This window comes from Embleya scabrispora DSM 41855 (assembly GCF_000372745.1).
In the GTDB taxonomy this organism is placed as follows: domain Bacteria; phylum Actinomycetota; class Actinomycetes; order Streptomycetales; family Streptomycetaceae; genus Embleya; species Embleya scabrispora.
On sequence record NZ_KB889684.1, the window covers coordinates 49705 to 65251 of the forward strand.

The 15547-nt window shown below is 72.3% G+C and carries 16 protein-coding genes and 1 pseudogene; 9 read left to right on the forward strand and 8 right to left on the reverse strand.

The features are described from left to right. The first annotated feature begins 83 nt into the window (after nucleotides 1–83). Nucleotides 84–1370, forward strand: a complete 1287-nt coding sequence (locus A3IC_RS0131235; RefSeq protein ID WP_020554019.1) for an acyltransferase — start codon at nucleotides 84–86, stop codon at nucleotides 1368–1370. Here A3IC_RS0131235 and A3IC_RS0131240 read toward each other — a convergent pair. Continuing rightward, the gene (locus A3IC_RS0131240) at nucleotides 1307–1849 is read right to left on the reverse strand and encodes a hypothetical protein (RefSeq protein WP_158696159.1); all 543 of its coding nucleotides are present in this window, start codon (nucleotides 1847–1849) and stop codon (nucleotides 1307–1309) included. The two genes, A3IC_RS0131235 and A3IC_RS0131240, sit on opposite strands and share 64 nt — an antisense overlap. A 164-nt stretch (nucleotides 1850–2013) precedes the next feature. On the opposite strand from A3IC_RS0131240, the gene A3IC_RS0131245 reads away from it, so the two are divergent. Further along, nucleotides 2014–3183 carry a winged helix DNA-binding domain-containing protein gene (locus tag A3IC_RS0131245; protein ID WP_020554021.1) on the forward strand — a complete coding sequence of 390 codons (1170 nt, stop codon included), beginning with the start codon at nucleotides 2014–2016 and terminating at the stop codon, nucleotides 3181–3183. Between the two features lie 41 nt (nucleotides 3184–3224). Here the strand turns inward: A3IC_RS0131245 and A3IC_RS0131250 are convergent, their stop codons facing one another. After that, complete coding sequence (locus A3IC_RS0131250) at nucleotides 3225–4058, reverse strand: helix-turn-helix transcriptional regulator (protein WP_020554022.1); 834 nt, start codon at nucleotides 4056–4058, stop codon at nucleotides 3225–3227. A gap of 176 nt (nucleotides 4059–4234) precedes the next feature. Here A3IC_RS0131250 and A3IC_RS0131255 point away from each other — a divergent pair, with 176 nt between their 5' ends. Beyond that, nucleotides 4235–5002, forward strand: a complete 768-nt coding sequence (locus A3IC_RS0131255) for an SDR family oxidoreductase (protein WP_020554023.1) — start codon at nucleotides 4235–4237, stop codon at nucleotides 5000–5002. A gap of 48 nt (nucleotides 5003–5050) precedes the next feature. On the opposite strand, the gene A3IC_RS0131260 is transcribed toward A3IC_RS0131255, so the two are convergent. Beyond that, on the reverse strand, nucleotides 5051–5440 hold the full coding sequence (locus A3IC_RS0131260; protein WP_020554024.1) for a hypothetical protein: 390 nt from the start codon (nucleotides 5438–5440) through the stop codon (nucleotides 5051–5053). A gap of 147 nt (nucleotides 5441–5587) precedes the next feature. Between A3IC_RS0131260 and A3IC_RS0131265 the strand changes: the two genes are divergently transcribed. After that, complete coding sequence (locus A3IC_RS0131265; RefSeq protein ID WP_020554025.1) at nucleotides 5588–6286, forward strand: hypothetical protein; 699 nt, start codon at nucleotides 5588–5590, stop codon at nucleotides 6284–6286. Nucleotides 6287–6336: 50 nt separating this feature from the next. Then, the gene (locus tag A3IC_RS0131270) at nucleotides 6337–6693 is read left to right on the forward strand and encodes a VOC family protein (protein ID WP_026218962.1); all 357 of its coding nucleotides are present in this window, start codon (nucleotides 6337–6339) and stop codon (nucleotides 6691–6693) included. Nucleotides 6694–6772: 79 nt separating this feature from the next. Here A3IC_RS0131270 and A3IC_RS62870 read toward each other — a convergent pair whose 3' ends face one another. From A3IC_RS62870 to A3IC_RS0131285, 3 genes are all read right to left on the reverse strand, one after another. Beyond that, nucleotides 6773–7909: a methyltransferase domain-containing protein gene (locus tag A3IC_RS62870; protein ID WP_020554027.1), complete on the reverse strand. Its 1137-nt coding sequence runs from the start codon at nucleotides 7907–7909 to the stop codon at nucleotides 6773–6775. A gap of 101 nt (nucleotides 7910–8010) precedes the next feature. Beyond that, nucleotides 8011–9411: an NAD(P)/FAD-dependent oxidoreductase gene (locus A3IC_RS0131280; protein WP_020554028.1), complete on the reverse strand. Its 1401-nt coding sequence runs from the start codon at nucleotides 9409–9411 to the stop codon at nucleotides 8011–8013. 92 nt (nucleotides 9412–9503) lie between these two features. Further along, entirely contained in the window at nucleotides 9504–10784 is a 1281-nt protein-coding gene (locus tag A3IC_RS0131285; RefSeq protein ID WP_020554029.1) for an MFS transporter, read from the reverse strand. Nucleotides 10785–10994: 210 nt separating this feature from the next. Between A3IC_RS0131285 and A3IC_RS0131290 the strand changes: the two genes are divergently transcribed. The 4 genes and pseudogenes from A3IC_RS0131290 (at nucleotide 10995) to A3IC_RS0131305 (ending at nucleotide 13193) form a co-directional block, all read left to right on the forward strand. Next, the gene (locus A3IC_RS0131290; protein ID WP_020554030.1) at nucleotides 10995–11600 is read left to right on the forward strand and encodes an HD domain-containing protein; all 606 of its coding nucleotides are present in this window, start codon (nucleotides 10995–10997) and stop codon (nucleotides 11598–11600) included. 90 nt (nucleotides 11601–11690) lie between these two features. Then, the gene (locus tag A3IC_RS0131295) at nucleotides 11691–12188 is read left to right on the forward strand and encodes a hypothetical protein (protein ID WP_020554031.1); all 498 of its coding nucleotides are present in this window, start codon (nucleotides 11691–11693) and stop codon (nucleotides 12186–12188) included. Between the two features lie 180 nt (nucleotides 12189–12368). Then, a pseudogene (locus A3IC_RS0131300) lies at nucleotides 12369–12503 on the forward strand (aminoglycoside phosphotransferase family protein); the annotation flags it as partial. Nucleotides 12504–12614: 111 nt separating this feature from the next. Beyond that, nucleotides 12615–13193 carry a dihydrofolate reductase family protein gene (locus tag A3IC_RS0131305; protein ID WP_020554033.1) on the forward strand — a complete coding sequence of 193 codons (579 nt, stop codon included), beginning with the start codon at nucleotides 12615–12617 and terminating at the stop codon, nucleotides 13191–13193. Between the two features lie 65 nt (nucleotides 13194–13258). Here the strand turns inward: A3IC_RS0131305 and A3IC_RS0131310 are convergent, their stop codons facing one another. Beyond that, nucleotides 13259–14128 (reverse strand): hypothetical protein, encoded by an 870-nt coding sequence (locus A3IC_RS0131310; RefSeq protein ID WP_020554034.1) that lies wholly within the window; start codon nucleotides 14126–14128, stop codon nucleotides 13259–13261. 252 nt (nucleotides 14129–14380) lie between these two features. Then, a complete protein-coding gene (locus tag A3IC_RS0131315; RefSeq protein ID WP_020554035.1) occupies nucleotides 14381–15250 on the reverse strand; it encodes an ATP-grasp domain-containing protein in 870 nt (289 codons plus the stop codon). Between the last annotated feature and the right edge of the window lie 297 nt (nucleotides 15251–15547).

The following is a 15547-nucleotide window of genomic DNA, read 5'->3' on the forward strand; positions in this document are numbered from 1 at the left end:
ACGGCGCGACCGCCCGTCGCACCCCGGCGAAATCGGCGGGCCCGCGGCGAGGTGATCGCCGGTTTCGGGGCAGGCGCTCGTTGATGGCCCTCTCCCTCGGCACCCACGACACCCGGACCCGGGGCGCCCGCCCGACGCTCGCACCGGCACCGGCACCCGGGGCCGGCCGCCGGCCGCATCTGCACCGGGTCGACCTGATCCGCGACGTCGCCTTCGTGTGCGTGATCGTGGTGCACGTCATCGGCGTCACGTACCCCTTCCCGGGCGAGGGCCCGGCGTTCACCCAACTCGTCCTGCACTCGACACGTGCGGTGTTCTTCTTCGTCAGCACGTTCGTGCTCTTCCACAGTGCCTACGGCCGCCCACTGCGCGTCGGTGCCTTCCTCACCAAGCGGTTCAAGCTCCTGGGGGTCCCGTATCTGCTGTGGTCCACCGCCTATTGGGCGCTGGGCGACCACGCGCGGATCCGACACGACCTGCCCGGCGCGCTGGCCGATCTGCGCGGCGGCATCGTCTGGGGCGGGTCCTGGTACCACCTGTACTTCCTGCTCGTGTCGCTCCAGATCGCCGTGCTCTTCCCGCTCTTCCTGAGGCTGGTCCGCGCCTGCGCCGGCCGACACTCGCTGCTGCTCGCGATCGCCGGCCTCGGACAACTCGCGGCGCTGGTGGTGCTGTTCCACGAGACGCCGCTGAGCGGCCCGCTGGAGTGGTATCGCATCCACGGTGGCATGCTGCTGCCCACCTACGGCTTCTTCGTGCTGTCCGGCGCGCTCGCCGCGGTGCACCTGGACGCCTTCCACGCCTGGGTCCTGGGCCACACCCGGACCATCTGCTTCGGCACGCTCTCGATGCTCGCGCTGACCTACGCGTGGTACCGGCACACCGTGGCCGCGGGCCGGGACACCGCGACCGCCTCGATCGCCACCCAGCCGGTGAGCCTGCTGTGGGGGCCGGTCGCGGTGCTCGCGCTGTACGCCCTCGCCGCCCGGTGGGAGCGCGCCCGGACGCCGATCCCGAGTCGGCGTGCCGCCGCGCGCGGAGCGCAACTGGCCTTCGGCGTCTACCTCGTGCACCCGATGATCCTGCGGTTGCTGGAACTGAACGGCTTCGCCGCCGCGTTGCCGTGGTCGTCCGCCGTCGACACCGTCGTACTGGTGGCCGTGGTCGCGATCGCCTCCACCGGATTTGCCTGGCTGGTCGCGCGGACCCCGCTGAGCCCGTGGCTGATCGGCCGCGAGCGGGCACCGGGTCGATGGTCGACCCGGTCGGCCCGGTCCCACCGGCGGCCCGGGCCGGCGCCGGCGGGTCAGCAGGTCGGCAGCAGGTCCTTCGCCGAGCCGGTGGTCTCCAACCACGCCTCGGGCGCGTAGCCGGCGCCGTGTCCGGTGGTCACGAGCACCCACTGATCGCTCTTGCCGCCGCGCCAGCCGTACACGTTCGCACCCTTGGCCCGGCAGGTCGCGGTCAGTTCGGTGCCCGCGCTCACCTCGGCGACGGTCTTGCCCTTGCCCGGCTTCTCACGTATCTCCAGGCCGATCGCCTGGCGCGCGATGACCGCCATCTTGGCCGTCGAGGTGGGCGAGGGCACCGAGGAGCCGCTCGCGCGCGCGGACGGATTCACCGACCCGGACGCGTTGGGCAGCGCGGTCGCCGCCGCGGACTTCTTGCCGTTGTCGCCCCCGCCGGAGGACAACAACCACCACGCCAGGATCACGATCGCCCCGACGATCACCGCCCCGATCACCAGACCGTTCCCAGCCCTGGGCGGACGCGGACCACCCGCGCTCGCCGCCCTGCGGGCGAGCGTCATTCGACGCCAATCGAACCGGGACGATCCCGCAGACGACATGCTGACTCCTTCACACGGACGTGCGGTGGTACGGGGTGAACTCACTACGCACTACTCGGTACTCGATTCTTTCCTGTACCGACCCCGTCACGGTAAAGCGATCCGGAATCGCCGCGCCGTATGATTCCCGGCCACATGTCGCACCGGACCCCTATGGTCGGCGCATGACCTCTGCGTTGCCACGGATCACCGACGACGAACGACGAGCGCGTTTGGGCATTCGGCATCGGCTGGCGGCCGGCGCGCGCGCCGCGAACGCGGAGGACGCGGCCCGCGCCGTGCTCCTGCTGCACGCCACCGACCCTGCCACGGTGTACGTGTCCGCCTGCGCGCGCCTGGCCGAACCGTCGTCGGCCGAGGTCGAACGTGCGCTCTACGACGACAGGTCGCTGGTCCGGATGCCCGGCATGCGGCGCACCGTCTACGTGGTCCCGCGCGAACTCGTGCACGTGGTGCAGCGCTCCAGCACCGACGCGGTCGCGATCACGCAGCGCCGGGTGATGCTCCAGTTCCTCGCGTCGGGTGGCTACGACGAGGCGTGGCTGGACGAGGTCGAGGCCGCCACCGTAGCCGCGCTCGCCGAGCTGGGTGAGGCGACGGCGGTGCAACTGGGCGAAGTGGTACCGCAGTTGCGCACCCAGATCCGGGTGGCGATCGGCAAGCCGTACGAGGCGAACCAGGGGGTGTCCACGCGGCTGCTGTTCACGCTCTCCTGCGAGGGCAGGATCGTCCGGACCAGGCCGCAGGGGTCGTGGTTGTCCAGCCGGTTCCGGTACACCATCGCACCGCCGCTGCCGGAGATCGGCAGGACCGAGGCCAAGGCCGAACTGGTGCGCGGGTGGCTGGCCGCGTTCGGACCCGGGACGCCGGCCGACCTCAAGTGGTGGACCGGCTGGACGGCGGCCGACACCCGCCACGCGCTCGCGGCGGTGCGCGCGGTGGAGGTCGCGTTGGACGACGGGAGCGTGGGCTACGTGTTGCCCGGCGACGAGGCGCCGAGCCCGACGCCGGAGCCGTGGGCGGCATTGCTGCCGGCGCTGGACGCCACGCCGATGGCTTGGAAGGGGCGGGACTGGTACATCACGCCCGAGCTGCGTGAGCGCCTGTTCGACCGGATGGGCAACATCGGCCCGACCGTGTGGTGGAACGGCCGCGTCGTCGGCGGGTGGGCCACGCGAGCGGACGGAGAGGTCGTCTGGCAGGCATTGGTCGACCTCCCGCCGGAGGCGACCAAGGCCATCGAGGCCGAGGCCGCCCGGCACGCCTCGTGGTTGGCCGGCACGTGTGTGACACCCCGCTTCCGTGTCCCCCTGGAGCGGGAACTGAGCGGATAGGCACGGCGTCGCCCGCCCGCCGGGCCGGCGGGCCGCCGTGTTCAGGGCCGGGCGGCCGTCACGGACGGTTCGGCGCCGACGCGCGCGGTGCGGGGCGCGGTGGTGTACACGACCAGCATGAGGTCGGGGTCGCCGGGAAAGGACAGGGTCTCGTAGGCGGTGTCCAGTACGGTGCCGTCGGCGGGGCGCAGGCGCTTGGTCCCATGCGTCTTCTCGGCCACCTGGTGGGCGTCCCACAACGGCCGGAAGCACGGGTTGCCGGCGGACAACTCCTCGACGAGGGCGGCCATGCGCGCGTCGTGCGAGTGCCGCGCGGCGTCCAGGCGCAGGAACGCGACCGTGTCGGCGGCGACCCGCTCCCAATCCGGGTAGAACCGGTCCGCGTCCGGGGACAGGAACGTGTGCCGCGCCATATTGCGCTCGTGCGGCGCCATCGCGCTCAGCCCCATCACCGCGTCGGCGGCCGGATTCCAGGTCAGCACGTCCATGCACCGGCCCAGTACGAACGCGGGCGCGTCGATCCGGTCCAGGAGCACCTGTACGCCCGGTCGCGCCGTCGACGGCGCGAGCTGCCGCGCGCTCACCCGGGTCGGCCGGGCCAGATCCCACATGTGCTCGTACTCGGTCGGATCCAGCCGCAGCGCGCGCCCGATCGCATCCAGTACGGCGTCCGAGACGTGCTGCCCCCGGCCCTGCTCCAGCCGCACGTAGTAGTCCACACTCACGCCCGCGAGCTGCGCGACCTCCTCGCGCCGCAACCCGGCCACCCGACGCTTGCGCCCGAACACCGGCAACCCGACCTCCTCGGGCCCGACCCGGGCCCGACACGCGCGGAGGAAGTCACCCAGCTGCTCGAACGACGCATCCACACTCATGCTCGGACTCTAAATGCCGTGACCCACCCGTATTCGCGCGCCCCGTCGACCCGCCTCCGAAGGTGGTACGGGCAGACCCAGGAAAACGCGGGCTCTGGGTGGGGGGCGCGGGCGCGGGCAAGGTGAGGTGGGTCAGCGGGGAACACGCCTCGCGCCGCCTGCACTGGAGTCTTCCCATGAGTTACACCGCGCTTGCCGGTCGGATCGCCGTCGTCACCGGAGCCGCCAGCGGCATGGGTGCCGAGACCGCCCGGCTGCTCGCCGCCCACGGTGCGCACGTCGCGTTGCTCGCCCGACGTGAGGATCGGCTCAAGGACCTGGCCGCCGAGATCACCGCCGCCGGCGGCACCGCCCTGGCCGTCGCCGTCGACGTCACCGACCAGGACTCGGTGGACGCCGGCGCGGCCCGGATCCGCGCCGAACTCGGCCGGGTCGACCTGGTCGTCAACTCGGCCGGGGTGATGCTGCCCAACCCGCTCGACGACGGCCGAATCGACGAGTGGACCCGGATGATCGACACCAACGTCACCGGCGCGCTGCGGATCATCCGCGCGTTCACCGCCGACCTGGTGGCCGCCGCTGCCGACGGGCGGGCCGCGGACCTGGTCGACATCTCCTCGATCGGCGCACACGTGACCTTCCCGAACTACGCGGTGTACGGCGCGACCAAGGCCGCGCTCACCCACCTGTCCGCGTCCTTGCGCAGCGAACTGGGCCCGCGCGACGTCCGGGTCACCAACATCGAGCCGGGCCTGACCGACACCGAACTCGGCTCGCACATCGACAACGCCGAACTGGGGGAATCGGGCCAACTCGGCGCCATGTTCGACGCGATCGGCAGCCTGGCCGCCACCGACGTCGCCGACCTGGTGGCGTACGCGGCAACCCGACCGCGCCACGTCAACCTGCGCCAGATCGTGATTCTCCCGACCCGCCAGGCGTGAGCGCCGGCGCGGCGGCGCGGCGGCGCGGCGGCGCGGCGGCGCGGCGGATCATCGGGTCAGGTCGACCCTGCGGACGTCCCGGGACACCGTGAAGCCCTCCCGTTCACACAGGTCGAGGATTTCGGCAGTGCGGCGGGAGGCTCGGAAGTAGGCAGCGCGACCGGGCCGGAAATAATACGTACGCCCCGTCGCCGCGCGCAGGCCCACCATCGGAGTCCGCAGCATCCCGACGCTCGGGAAAATCAGCTCGATCTCCGCCGGTGAACTCACCGCCAACGACGCGCCGTTGAACGCCGTCGTCACCCAGGCCGGACGGCCCCGAAGGGTGATCAGACCGGGCTCGACCCGTAATCCGGCCAACGGCCATCGCACGCACACGTAGCCGGTCGTGTACTTCCCGGCCATCTCCGGCACCAGCGCCGAGCCCACGATCTCCATCGCCCGATGATGAGACCCGCCGGTACGGAAAGGAAGCCCCGACCCCGATCGCCGCGGGCCGGCCCGGCGGGGGTGATGTTGCGCCGGCCGGGGGGTGTTGACTATGACTTGTCAGGCCCGCCCGCCACCCCGTACGAGGAGCCTCCCGTGGCGTTGTTTCGTCGCCAGTCCCGCAGCCAGCAGAACACCGCCTGGGGGCAGGACGTGCGCGGCGTCCTGATGAGCGCGCCGCCGGATCGCATCCGCCAGGACCTGCGGCTGATCGTCAGCCGACCCGGCCCGCACCTGGGCGCGCAGGGCATGGTGTGGCCGCTGGGCGATCGCGGCGAGATCGTCGCCGTGGCGTGCGTCAAGGGCCCCGACGGCGTCGCCGTCACGGTCGAGACGCCGATGGTGCAGCACTGGGGGATGGCGGTCGAGGACGTCTGGCTCCAGGCCGCGACGAACCTGCGGATGGAGGGGTACGGCGGCACGCCGATGGACATCTCCACCGGCAGCACGCTGCACTCGCTGCTCGGTCAGGGCTGGCCCGGATCGGCCCAGTTGTTCCGGCTCGGCGAGGCGATCGGAGACCCGCTGCGCGCGGGTGCGCTGGTCTGCCTGCCCGTGGACAACGGCCTGCTCGCGCTGCCGCTCACCTCGCAGCGCACCGTGGGCATGGCCGGCTTCGTACTCAAGACCGCCCAGGGGCTGACTCGGGATCAGCAGGCCCTGTCCAGCGGGATGTTCTGGTGGCACGAGGGCATTCTGGAGGAACTCGAAGTCAACTGGCAGGGGCCGGAGCACGCCACGCTCACCGGGTCCGCGCGATTCGGGCAGGTGGTTCGCGCACTGCCGCCCCAGTGAGTGATCACCCGTTCCGGCCTTCTCGTCCCACTACGTACCGAGGTGCCGTCATGCCCGCTGTGTTCTCCGAACTCGTCGTAGACGCCAACGACGTCCCCGCCCTCGCCGAGTTCTGGTGTCGAGTGCTCGACTGGGACCTCACCGTCCAGGGCGAGGACATCGAGCTGAACGCGCCCGACGGGTCGCTGCCCACGATCCTGTTCCAGCCGGTCCCCGAGGGCAAGGCGGTCAAGAACCGGCTGCACATCGACGTCAGCCCGGCGATCGGCTCGAACCAGGAGAGCGAACTGGCCCGCCTGCTCGCGCTCGGTGCCAAGCCCGCCGACGTCGGCCAGGGTGAGCAGAGTTGGCACGTGCTGACCGACCCCGAGGGCAACGAGTTCTGCCTGCTGCGCACCCCCAAATAGCCCGGCGCCCGCCCTGCGCGGCGGTCCCGTGCCCGTGAGCCGCCCGCCCCGTGCCACCGCGGGCGCGGGCGCGGCGGGCTCACGTCTCGGTGAGCCGGTACCGGTAGTGCTCCCGCTCCACCGTCCAGGTCCGCCCGCCTGTGTCCGGCGCGTCCGGAAAGCCGGTGCCCGCCGGGACCGCCTCCAGACGCAGCCGATCGGCGTTCACCACCGGTGCGCCGGCCACGCCGTAGTACAGCTCGACCGCCGCGTCGCGGTCGCCGTAGACCAGGATGCGGTCTTGCATGAGCACCGCCAGCGCGGGTCGCTCCGGGTCGAACAGGCCCCACGTCATCCCGTCGCCCGGATGCCCCAGGAACAGCACCGAGCGCGGCTCGGCCAACGCGAAACCGGTCAGCCGCACATCCACCGGACCCAGGACGGGCCCCGCGTCCACCGCGCCGTGGTCGAGCAGGTCGCGCAACACGTCCAACGCGCCCGGCGCCAGATCCTCGCCGATCACCGCGAGGTCGCCGGTCAGCGCGTGGGTCCGGCCCGGCCCGGCGTGCGGGCCGCGGAGCTGGAGGAAACCGCAGCGCGCCACCGACGCGCTGGTCAGCGTCCCGTCGACGGCGCGCTCCCACGCCACGGCCAGTTCCAGGCCCGGCCGCAGCCACATCGGGGCGACCAGCACGCCGTCCGGCGCGAGCTGCTCCACCCAGGCCGGCGGCAGGTCCGGCACCCCCACCGTGGCCTCGATCCGGTCGAACGGCGCCCGGTCCGCGACCCCGACCCAGCCGTCCCCGGTCCGCACGTCCACACGCGTGCCGAGCCCGGCCAGGCGCCGTGCGGCCGCGCGCGCCAACTCGGCGGAGACCTCGACGCTGACCACCTCGCCCTCGGGACCGGTCAGCCGGGCCAGCAGGGCCGCGTTGTACCCGCTCCCGGTGCCGATCTCCAGCACCCGCATCCCGGGTCGCACGGCGAGCTGTTCGAGCATCAGCGCGACCATCGCCGGCTGGCTCACCGTGCTGTCCGGAAGCCCTCGCTCGTCGGTGGACAGCACCACGACCCGGTCCTCGTAGGCGTGGGCCAACGAGGTGGCGCCGGGGGTGAACAGCTCGCGGGGCACCTGCGTCATCGCGTTCGCGACCGCCTCGGTGCGTACGCTCCCGGTCAGGCGCAGCCGCTGCACCAGCGCCATCCGCAGGCGGGCCGCCGCGCGCTCGTCGTTCATGGCCCCCGTGTACCCGCCCGGGCGGGTGTCGGCACCCCGGTACGGCGCTCGGCTGTCCACTGCGCGCCGCTCGACCCGGGCGGTGCGCCCCCTCGGCGCGCTCACGGGTGGGCGGCGCGGGATCCGGTGCGGGCGGTGATCTCGTTCGCCGACAGGTAGGCGTCGGTCTTCTCCAGGTTGCCCATCCGGCCGTCCAGGTCGGACATGAAGCCGAGCCGGACCAGGTCGTCGCCCGCGAAGGCGTGCTGGACCCAGTTGGACAACACCCGGGTGCGGGCCCGGATCGAGGGCACGGTCATCAGGTGGTAGCCGCGGGTGATCGCCTGCGCCGGCAGGCCGCGCAATTCGTAGCCGAGCGGCCGAGCCACCGCCTGGGTGCCGCCGAGGTCGACGACCAGGCCCAGGTCCTTGTGCCGGAACGGGCTCATCCGTTGTCCGCGCAACGAAGCGACCACGTTGGCGGCGGCGATCTTGGCCTGCCGATGCGCGTACTGCGCGGTCGGCGGGCAGATCGCGCCGTTGCCCTTGGCCAGGTCGGGTACGGCCGCGGCGTCGCCGAGGGCGAACACGTCCGGGTGGCCGGGCACGGCCAGGTCGGCGGCGACGGCGAGCCGACCGCGCACCAGTTCGGTGCCCGTCGTGCTCATCAGCGGGCTCGCGGTGACGCCCGCCGTCCACACCAGCGTCCGGCAGGGCAGCTTCTCGCCGGTGGTCAGCGTCACCGAGTCCTCGGTGATCTCCCGCACGCTGATTCCCAGCCGCACGTCGACACCGCGCTTGGCCAGCATCTGTAGCGTGGCCTTGCCCAGGTTCTCGCCGAGCTCGGGCATCAGGCGCGGAGCCACGTCCACGATCATCCAGCGCACCCGCGCCGGGTCCAGGCGCGGGAAGTGCCGGAGCGAGTTGGTGGTGAGCATCTCCAGGCACGCCGCGGTCTCCACGCCCGCGTAGCCACCGCCGACCACGATGAACTGGCAGCGCGAGGCGCGCTCGGCCGGGTCGGTGCTGGAGTTGGCGATCTCCAACTGGGCGATCACGTGGTCGCGCAGGTAGACCGCCTCGGCCAGGTTCTTCATGCCGTGCCCATAGGTGGTCAGGCCCGGGATGTCGAAGGTGCGGGTCACGCTGCCCGGTGCCAGTACGAGCTTGTCGTAGTGCTCGTTGGTGATGTCGCCGGAGATCTTGCGTACGACGCACACCTTGGCCGCGAGGTCGACGCCGATCGCGCCGCCGGGCAGGACGTGGGTGCGCTTGAACATCCGGTGCAGCGGCACGGCCGTGGTGCGCGAGGACAACACGCCGGCCGCGACCTGTGGCAGCAGCGGCCGGTAGACCATGTAGTCCATCGGACTCACGAGCACGATCTCGGCCTCGCGCGGACCGAGGGTTCGTTCCAGTCTGCGCACCGTCTCGAACCCGGCGAATCCTGCTCCGACGACGACCACCCGCTGCACCATGGTTGCCCCTTCCGGGAAGGCCCCGGGCAGGAAACCCGCGACCATTTGGCACATTTTGTCCAAACATATGGGGATCGTCGGCCCGACACGACCGGGGCGGGCCATCCGAGGCGGCGCCGGCGGCGGCTCCGGGCGGCTCAGCCGGCGGGGCGCCGGGACCGACCCAGCGCGAAGCCGGCCGCGACACACAGGACCGGGGCGGTCAGGAAGCCGGCCACCAGATTGAGGCCGCCGTAGCCGGCCAGACCCAGGACCGACCCGGAGGCCGCGCCGCCCGCCGCGCCGGCCAGGTTCATCAGCAGGTCCGACACGCCCTGAACGCCCGGTCGTTCGCCCGCCGGCACCGATTCGGCGAGCAGCGCCGACCCGGCGACCAGAGAACACGACCAGCCGAGGCCGAGCAGGACCAGGCCGACCATGGTGCGCCACGTGGAGTGGCCCGAGGTGCCGGCGACGAACACCGCGACCAGCAGCACGAACTGGCCGCCCAGGATCACCGGGATCCGGCCGAATCGGTCGGCGGCCCAGCCGACCACCGGCGACAGGGCGTACATCCCGGCGACATGCAGGCTGATGGTCAGCCCGATCAGGGTCAACGCGGTGCCGTGGTCCTTCATGTGTACCGGTGTCATCGCCATCACCGACACCATCACCACGTGTCCGAACGCCATCGTGGCCAGCCCGAGCATCGCCCGCGGTGCCCGGCGGACCACCGCGAGCGCACCGCGCAGGTTGCCGCGGGGCGGCTGCCGGTCGCCGAGGTCGATGCGGGCGAGCAGCAGCGGATCCGGGCGCAGCGCGGCCCACAGGATGCCGCCGGCGCCGGCGAAGGACACGACGGAGAACAGGAACGGCCCGGACAATTCGGGCAGGCCGAGTGCGCGGGCGACCACGGCACCCGGCTCGTTCAGGTTGGGGCCCAGGACCGCGCCGACGGTGGTCGACCACACCACGATCGACAGCGCCTTGGCCCGGCCCGCGTCGTCGGCGAGGTCGGTCGCGGCGTATCGGGACTGAAGGTTGGCGGCGGTGCCGGCGCCGAGGACGAGCAGCGCGGCGATCAACAGCGGGAACCACTCCAGTACGGCCGCCAGGATCACCCCGCCGGCCGCGGCCGTCGCGAGCCCCCAGCCGACGGTCAGCGCGACCCGCCGTCCGTGCCGGGACGCGGCCCGCGACATCGGGATGGCGAACACCGCCGCGCCCAGGGTGATCGCGGTGGTCGCCAACCCCGACCAGCTCTTCGATCCGGACAGGTCCTCGGCGAGCAGGCCGCCGACGGTCAGCGCCGAACCCATCCCCACACCGCCGACCACCTGCGCGGCGATCAGGACGCGTACGGTCCGCTGCTGAAGCGCCGATCGGTCGACCCGCTCGGGATCGGCCGACGCGGATATGGCCGGATCCAAGTCGGTCATGCCGGGTTCACCACCAGGTTTGGAAGGGATACGCGAACCCACAGCGTGACGGACGGACCCGGGTGATCCCAAGTGGGGGCCATGGTGACCCGGTCGTCGGTGGCGCGAATCGTTGGGGACTGCAAGATCATTCCACTGGAGCGGGCGGGCGGTCGACTGGGATGATGCGGGCATTCCAATGGGACGATCGACGATCGTGGGGGAGCGGACGTGTTCATTTCCGAAGTGGGCGGAGTCCGGGCGCCGGACACGGCGAGCGCGCGGGCCGCGTACGGGGTCTGTGCGGAGTACGCGGAGATCGGGCTGCGGAACCACTCGGTGCGGTCGTACTTCTGGGCCGCCTCGGTGGGGGCGGCCCGGGGCATCGAATTCGACGCCGAACTGCTCTGCGTCGCGGCGCTGTTGCACGATCTGTCGCTGACCGCTCCGTTCGACAGCCATACGCTCGCGTTCGAGGAGGCGGGTGCGCACCTGGCCCGGGTCTTCGCGGCGGGGGCGGGCTGGGCCGAGCCGCGTCGGGACCGACTGGCCGAGATCATCGTGCTGCACATGCGCGACGCGGTGCCGGCGGAGGCGGATCCGGAGAGTCACCTGCTTCAGATCGCGGTGGGGGCCGATGTGTCCGGGCGCGGACTGGATTCCTTCGAGCCGGACTTCGCCGCGGCGCTGCTGACGGCGGTGCCGCGAGCCGGGTTCGCGCCCGCGTTCCTGCGGGCCGCGCGCGATCAGGCGGAGCGCAAGCCGGCGAGTGTGGCGGCCGAGTTGATGCGGGGCGGGTGGGCCGAGCGGATCTGCGGGAATCCGTTGGACCACTGACGCGGGGCTCGCAGCGGCGCCGCCGGGTGTGTGCCCGGTCGTGGTCCCGGGTATGTACAGGCGCCGCAGACCGGAGGGATCGGCTGACCCATGGCGATGCTCGACGAAGACCAGGCCCGGGCGCTGCTGCGGGCCCTGGACGACCCGGAGCATCTGGCGGCTCCGCCGGATTACGACGCGGTCGCCACGCGCGAGCGTTTCGACCGGCTGGTCGAGCGATTGCACGCGGACTTCGGATGTCGCTGTCCGGTCGAGGGCGCGGCCGGAGCGGCGAGTCGACACGGGGTGATCGTGGTGCCCGCGGCGGCGCTTGCGGGGACCGGGCGGATCACCCTGGTGGTCAGCAACTTCGGCGACATGGTCGTCACGAGCGTCGACGCGCCGGACGATCACCCCGTCGGCGCGGCGCCCGCGTACGTGTCGCCGGCGGACCTGGAGCGGGTCGAGGCCGCGCTCGACGAACTCGGCTATCGGATCGTGCCGGAGGATGTGTTGCGGACGACGTACGACGGGGTGAGCCGGCTCGCGGACCATTACACGGTCGAGGACGGGCCGACGTGGTGGATCAGGTTCTTCGACTACCCGTGATCCGGGCGCCCCGGTGCGGGCCGTGTCGGCGTCCGGGGTGCCCATGCGGCAGGTCGCCGTCGGCCCGAACGACCGTGCCGGGACCGGGGCGCGACCGCCGCCGGGGGCCGGCCGACGGCCCGAGCCGGGGGCGCGTCGATCACGGCGGCGCGACCACCTCTGGCTGGGGTTTTGTTCCATCTCGGTGACGGTCTGGTCGAACTCGCCTACCTCCGGATCGGCTTCCCCGCCTGCTGGTGTGCGATGTCGGTGACCGGAGCGCCGTTGGCCGAGGTCGAGGCGGTGTACGCGTCGACGTGGCGGGACTTGACCGGACCGGCTTCGGATCCGCAGGCGGGCGACGAAAAGCATTGCGACCACTACATCTGAAGTACTATAACTGTAGTCATCGTCGCATGTCAGCGATCCCCACAGGAAAGAGCCCGGATGCGAAAGCTCACGTACTTCATCGCCGCGACCCTCGACGGCTTCATCGCCGACAAGGACGGCAACTTCGACTTCTTCCCGGTGGGCGAGGACGTCCTGGCGCACCTCGTCGCCGAGTACCCGGAGACGCTTCCGGCGCATGTGGCCCCACACGTGGGCGTCGCACCGGACGCCGAGTTCCGGCACTTCGACACGGTCGTGATGGGCCGGGCCACCTACGACCCCGCCCTGCAAGTGGGTATCACGAGCCCGTACAGCCACCTGCGTACGTACGTCGTCACCGGCAGCATCACCGAGAGCCCCGACCCCGGGGTGACCCTGGTGGCCGGCGACCCGGTCGCCAAGGTCCGCGAATTGAAGGCCGAGCCGACCGGCAAGGGCATCTGGCTGGCCGGCGGCGCGCGCCTGGCGGGGAGCCTGATGGGCGAGATCGACGAACTCGTGATCAAGACCTACCCGATCCTGATCGGCACCGGAATCCCGATGTTGTCGGGCGAGTTCGAGGTCACCGCGTTCACCCGCACGGGCGGCACGGTGCTCGCCGGCGGGACGTCCGTCGCGACCTACAGCAGGACGTGACGGCGCGACGGTCGCGCTCCGCCGCCACGCGAGGCCGTCGGCGGCGGGGCCCGGTCGGGGCGGGCTCAGTCGAGGGCGAGTTCGAAGTCCCAGACCCGATGTTCGATGCGTAGACCGGCGAGGGGCAGGGCCTGGCGTACGGCGCCCTCGGTGTCGCCGTCGAATTCGAACACCGCGAGTTCGCGCACGTCCGGATACGTCCGGCGGATCGACTCCACCAGTTCGGCGACCAGGGCTCCCAGGATGGCGGCCCCGACCCCGGGGGCGGTGATCGCCTCGCCCGCGTTGAGGTACGCCCGGTCGTCTTCGACGGCGACGGTGAGCTCGGCGCCCTCGCCGATCAGGCCCACCCGGGGCGGGGGCAGTGTGCGCACCCGGACCGCGGGCAGGCCGCCCGGCGGCCACCAGCCGCTCGGGTCGACCGTCCAGATCCGGGCGATCTCGCCGGTGACCCGGGCCCCGAGCACCCGGGCCGCCTCGCCCTCCGGCCCGGTTTCGGTGCCGCTCCAATGCAGCACCCGCGCCCCGACGGTACGGGCCTGCTCGGCGGCGCGCCGGTACATCCGCACGAACGCGTCCCGTTCCTCGGCGGTCGCGGGCGCAGCCCCGGGGCGGGGCTCGCAGACCAACCGGCGCGCGAGTCGATCGGCCCGCTCGCCCTGCGCGGTCACGGCGGCCTCGCCGTCGCCGTGGATGCTCAGCCGGCCGAGCATCCGGCCGGCGCGACGCGCGGTGACGGTCCCGATCCGATCGCCGGACGTGTCCGCGGCGGAGCCGATGCCGACGCCGGTATCGGCATCGGCCGAGGCGGCGATCGAGGGGGTCTGCGACGGCGACGTCGGGGCGGGAAGGGTCACCGAGGCGTAGACCTCCGTGGCACGCCGCTCCTCGGCCGCGGGGTTGCCGACCCAATCGAGAGAAATGTCGCGCTTCATGGACCCATCGTCCCCCGACCGGGGTGGGCACACAGATCGCACACCGCCGTCCGGCCGGGCCGGCCCCGTCCCGGACCGGACCCGGACCCGGATTCGGGGTGGTCGGGCGGGTGTGCCGTCGGCGGGTGCGGCGTGCCCCTGCCGTGTGGGGTGCGCGGGTGTGGCGGGGCCGGGGTGCTGTGGCCGCGACGCGGCGTGCGAGGGGCCCGGGCCGGGCGTCGGCCGGACCCCTCGGGGCGGGTGGGCTCGGGGCTACGGGTGAAGCGCGGCCACGATCGCGTCCGCGAGGCGGTCGGCGGCGCCGTCGGCGTGGGCGAGAAACAGGGAGGGCTCGGTCAGCTCCAGTTCCAGCAGGGTGGGCGTGCCGTCGGCGCCCGGGATGAGGTCGACGCGCGCGTACAGCAGGGGGCCGACCGGGATCTCGGTCAGCACTCGGGCCGCGACCGCGAACTCCGCAGCGGAGGGCTCGCGTGCCTCGATCTGCTCGCTTCGGTACAGGTCGCCGACCACTTCGGCGGTGCCGTCGAGCATGGCGCCCTTGCGGACGGCGTGGCTGAAGACGCCGTCGAAGTAGACGAGTGCGGTCTCGCCGACGGTGTCGACGGCCTCCAGATACGGCTGGACCATCACGGTTCGGCCGTCCGCGAGCAGGCTCGTGGCGTGCCCGGCGGCGAGTGCGCGTTGTTCGGGTGAGGCCAGGTCGTAGCGCTCGGTGTCGAGGGACCCGGCGCTGACGGCGGGCTTGACCACATGCAGGCCGGACGTGGGCAGCGTGACGGTCGAGTCGGGCTCCAGCCACATCGTCTCCACGACGGGCAGGCCGGCTCTGGTCAGGTCGCGCAGGTAGGTCTTGTCGGTGTTCCAGGTCACGATCGACGCCGGATTGGCCAGCCGCGGCACGCTCGCGGCCCACTCGATGAACTCCTTGCGGCGCGCCGGGTAGTCCCATACCGAACGCAGGACCACCAGGTCGTAGGCCGCCCAGTCCACCGCCGGGTCGTTCCATACGGCGGCCTCGGCGCGGATGCCGTGAGCGGCCAGCGGTTCGAAGAGCAGGCGCTCGTCCGGGTCCAGGTCCGGCAGCTCGGCGCAGGTGACGAGGGCGACGCGAGGTTCGATCATGCGGTCAGATTATCCGGACACGCGGACGGAAGATCACACAAGTCCGACCGTGTCTCATATGAACGACCGACGAGATGGTCGGTGCACGATCTGCCGATGGCCGGCGGCGCACCTCGCGGGAAGGCGTGCGCCGGGCGCGGTGCGGACGCGGGACGGGGCGGGCGTCGGCGACCGGCGACCGGGGCCGGATGCGCCGGCCGGTGGTCGAGTCCGGGGTGGCAACCGGTGGTCGGGTCCGCCGTCGGGAGTTTCGGTGCCTCCTTGGTGGTGAGAACCATGACAGGGAACGAAGCTTGG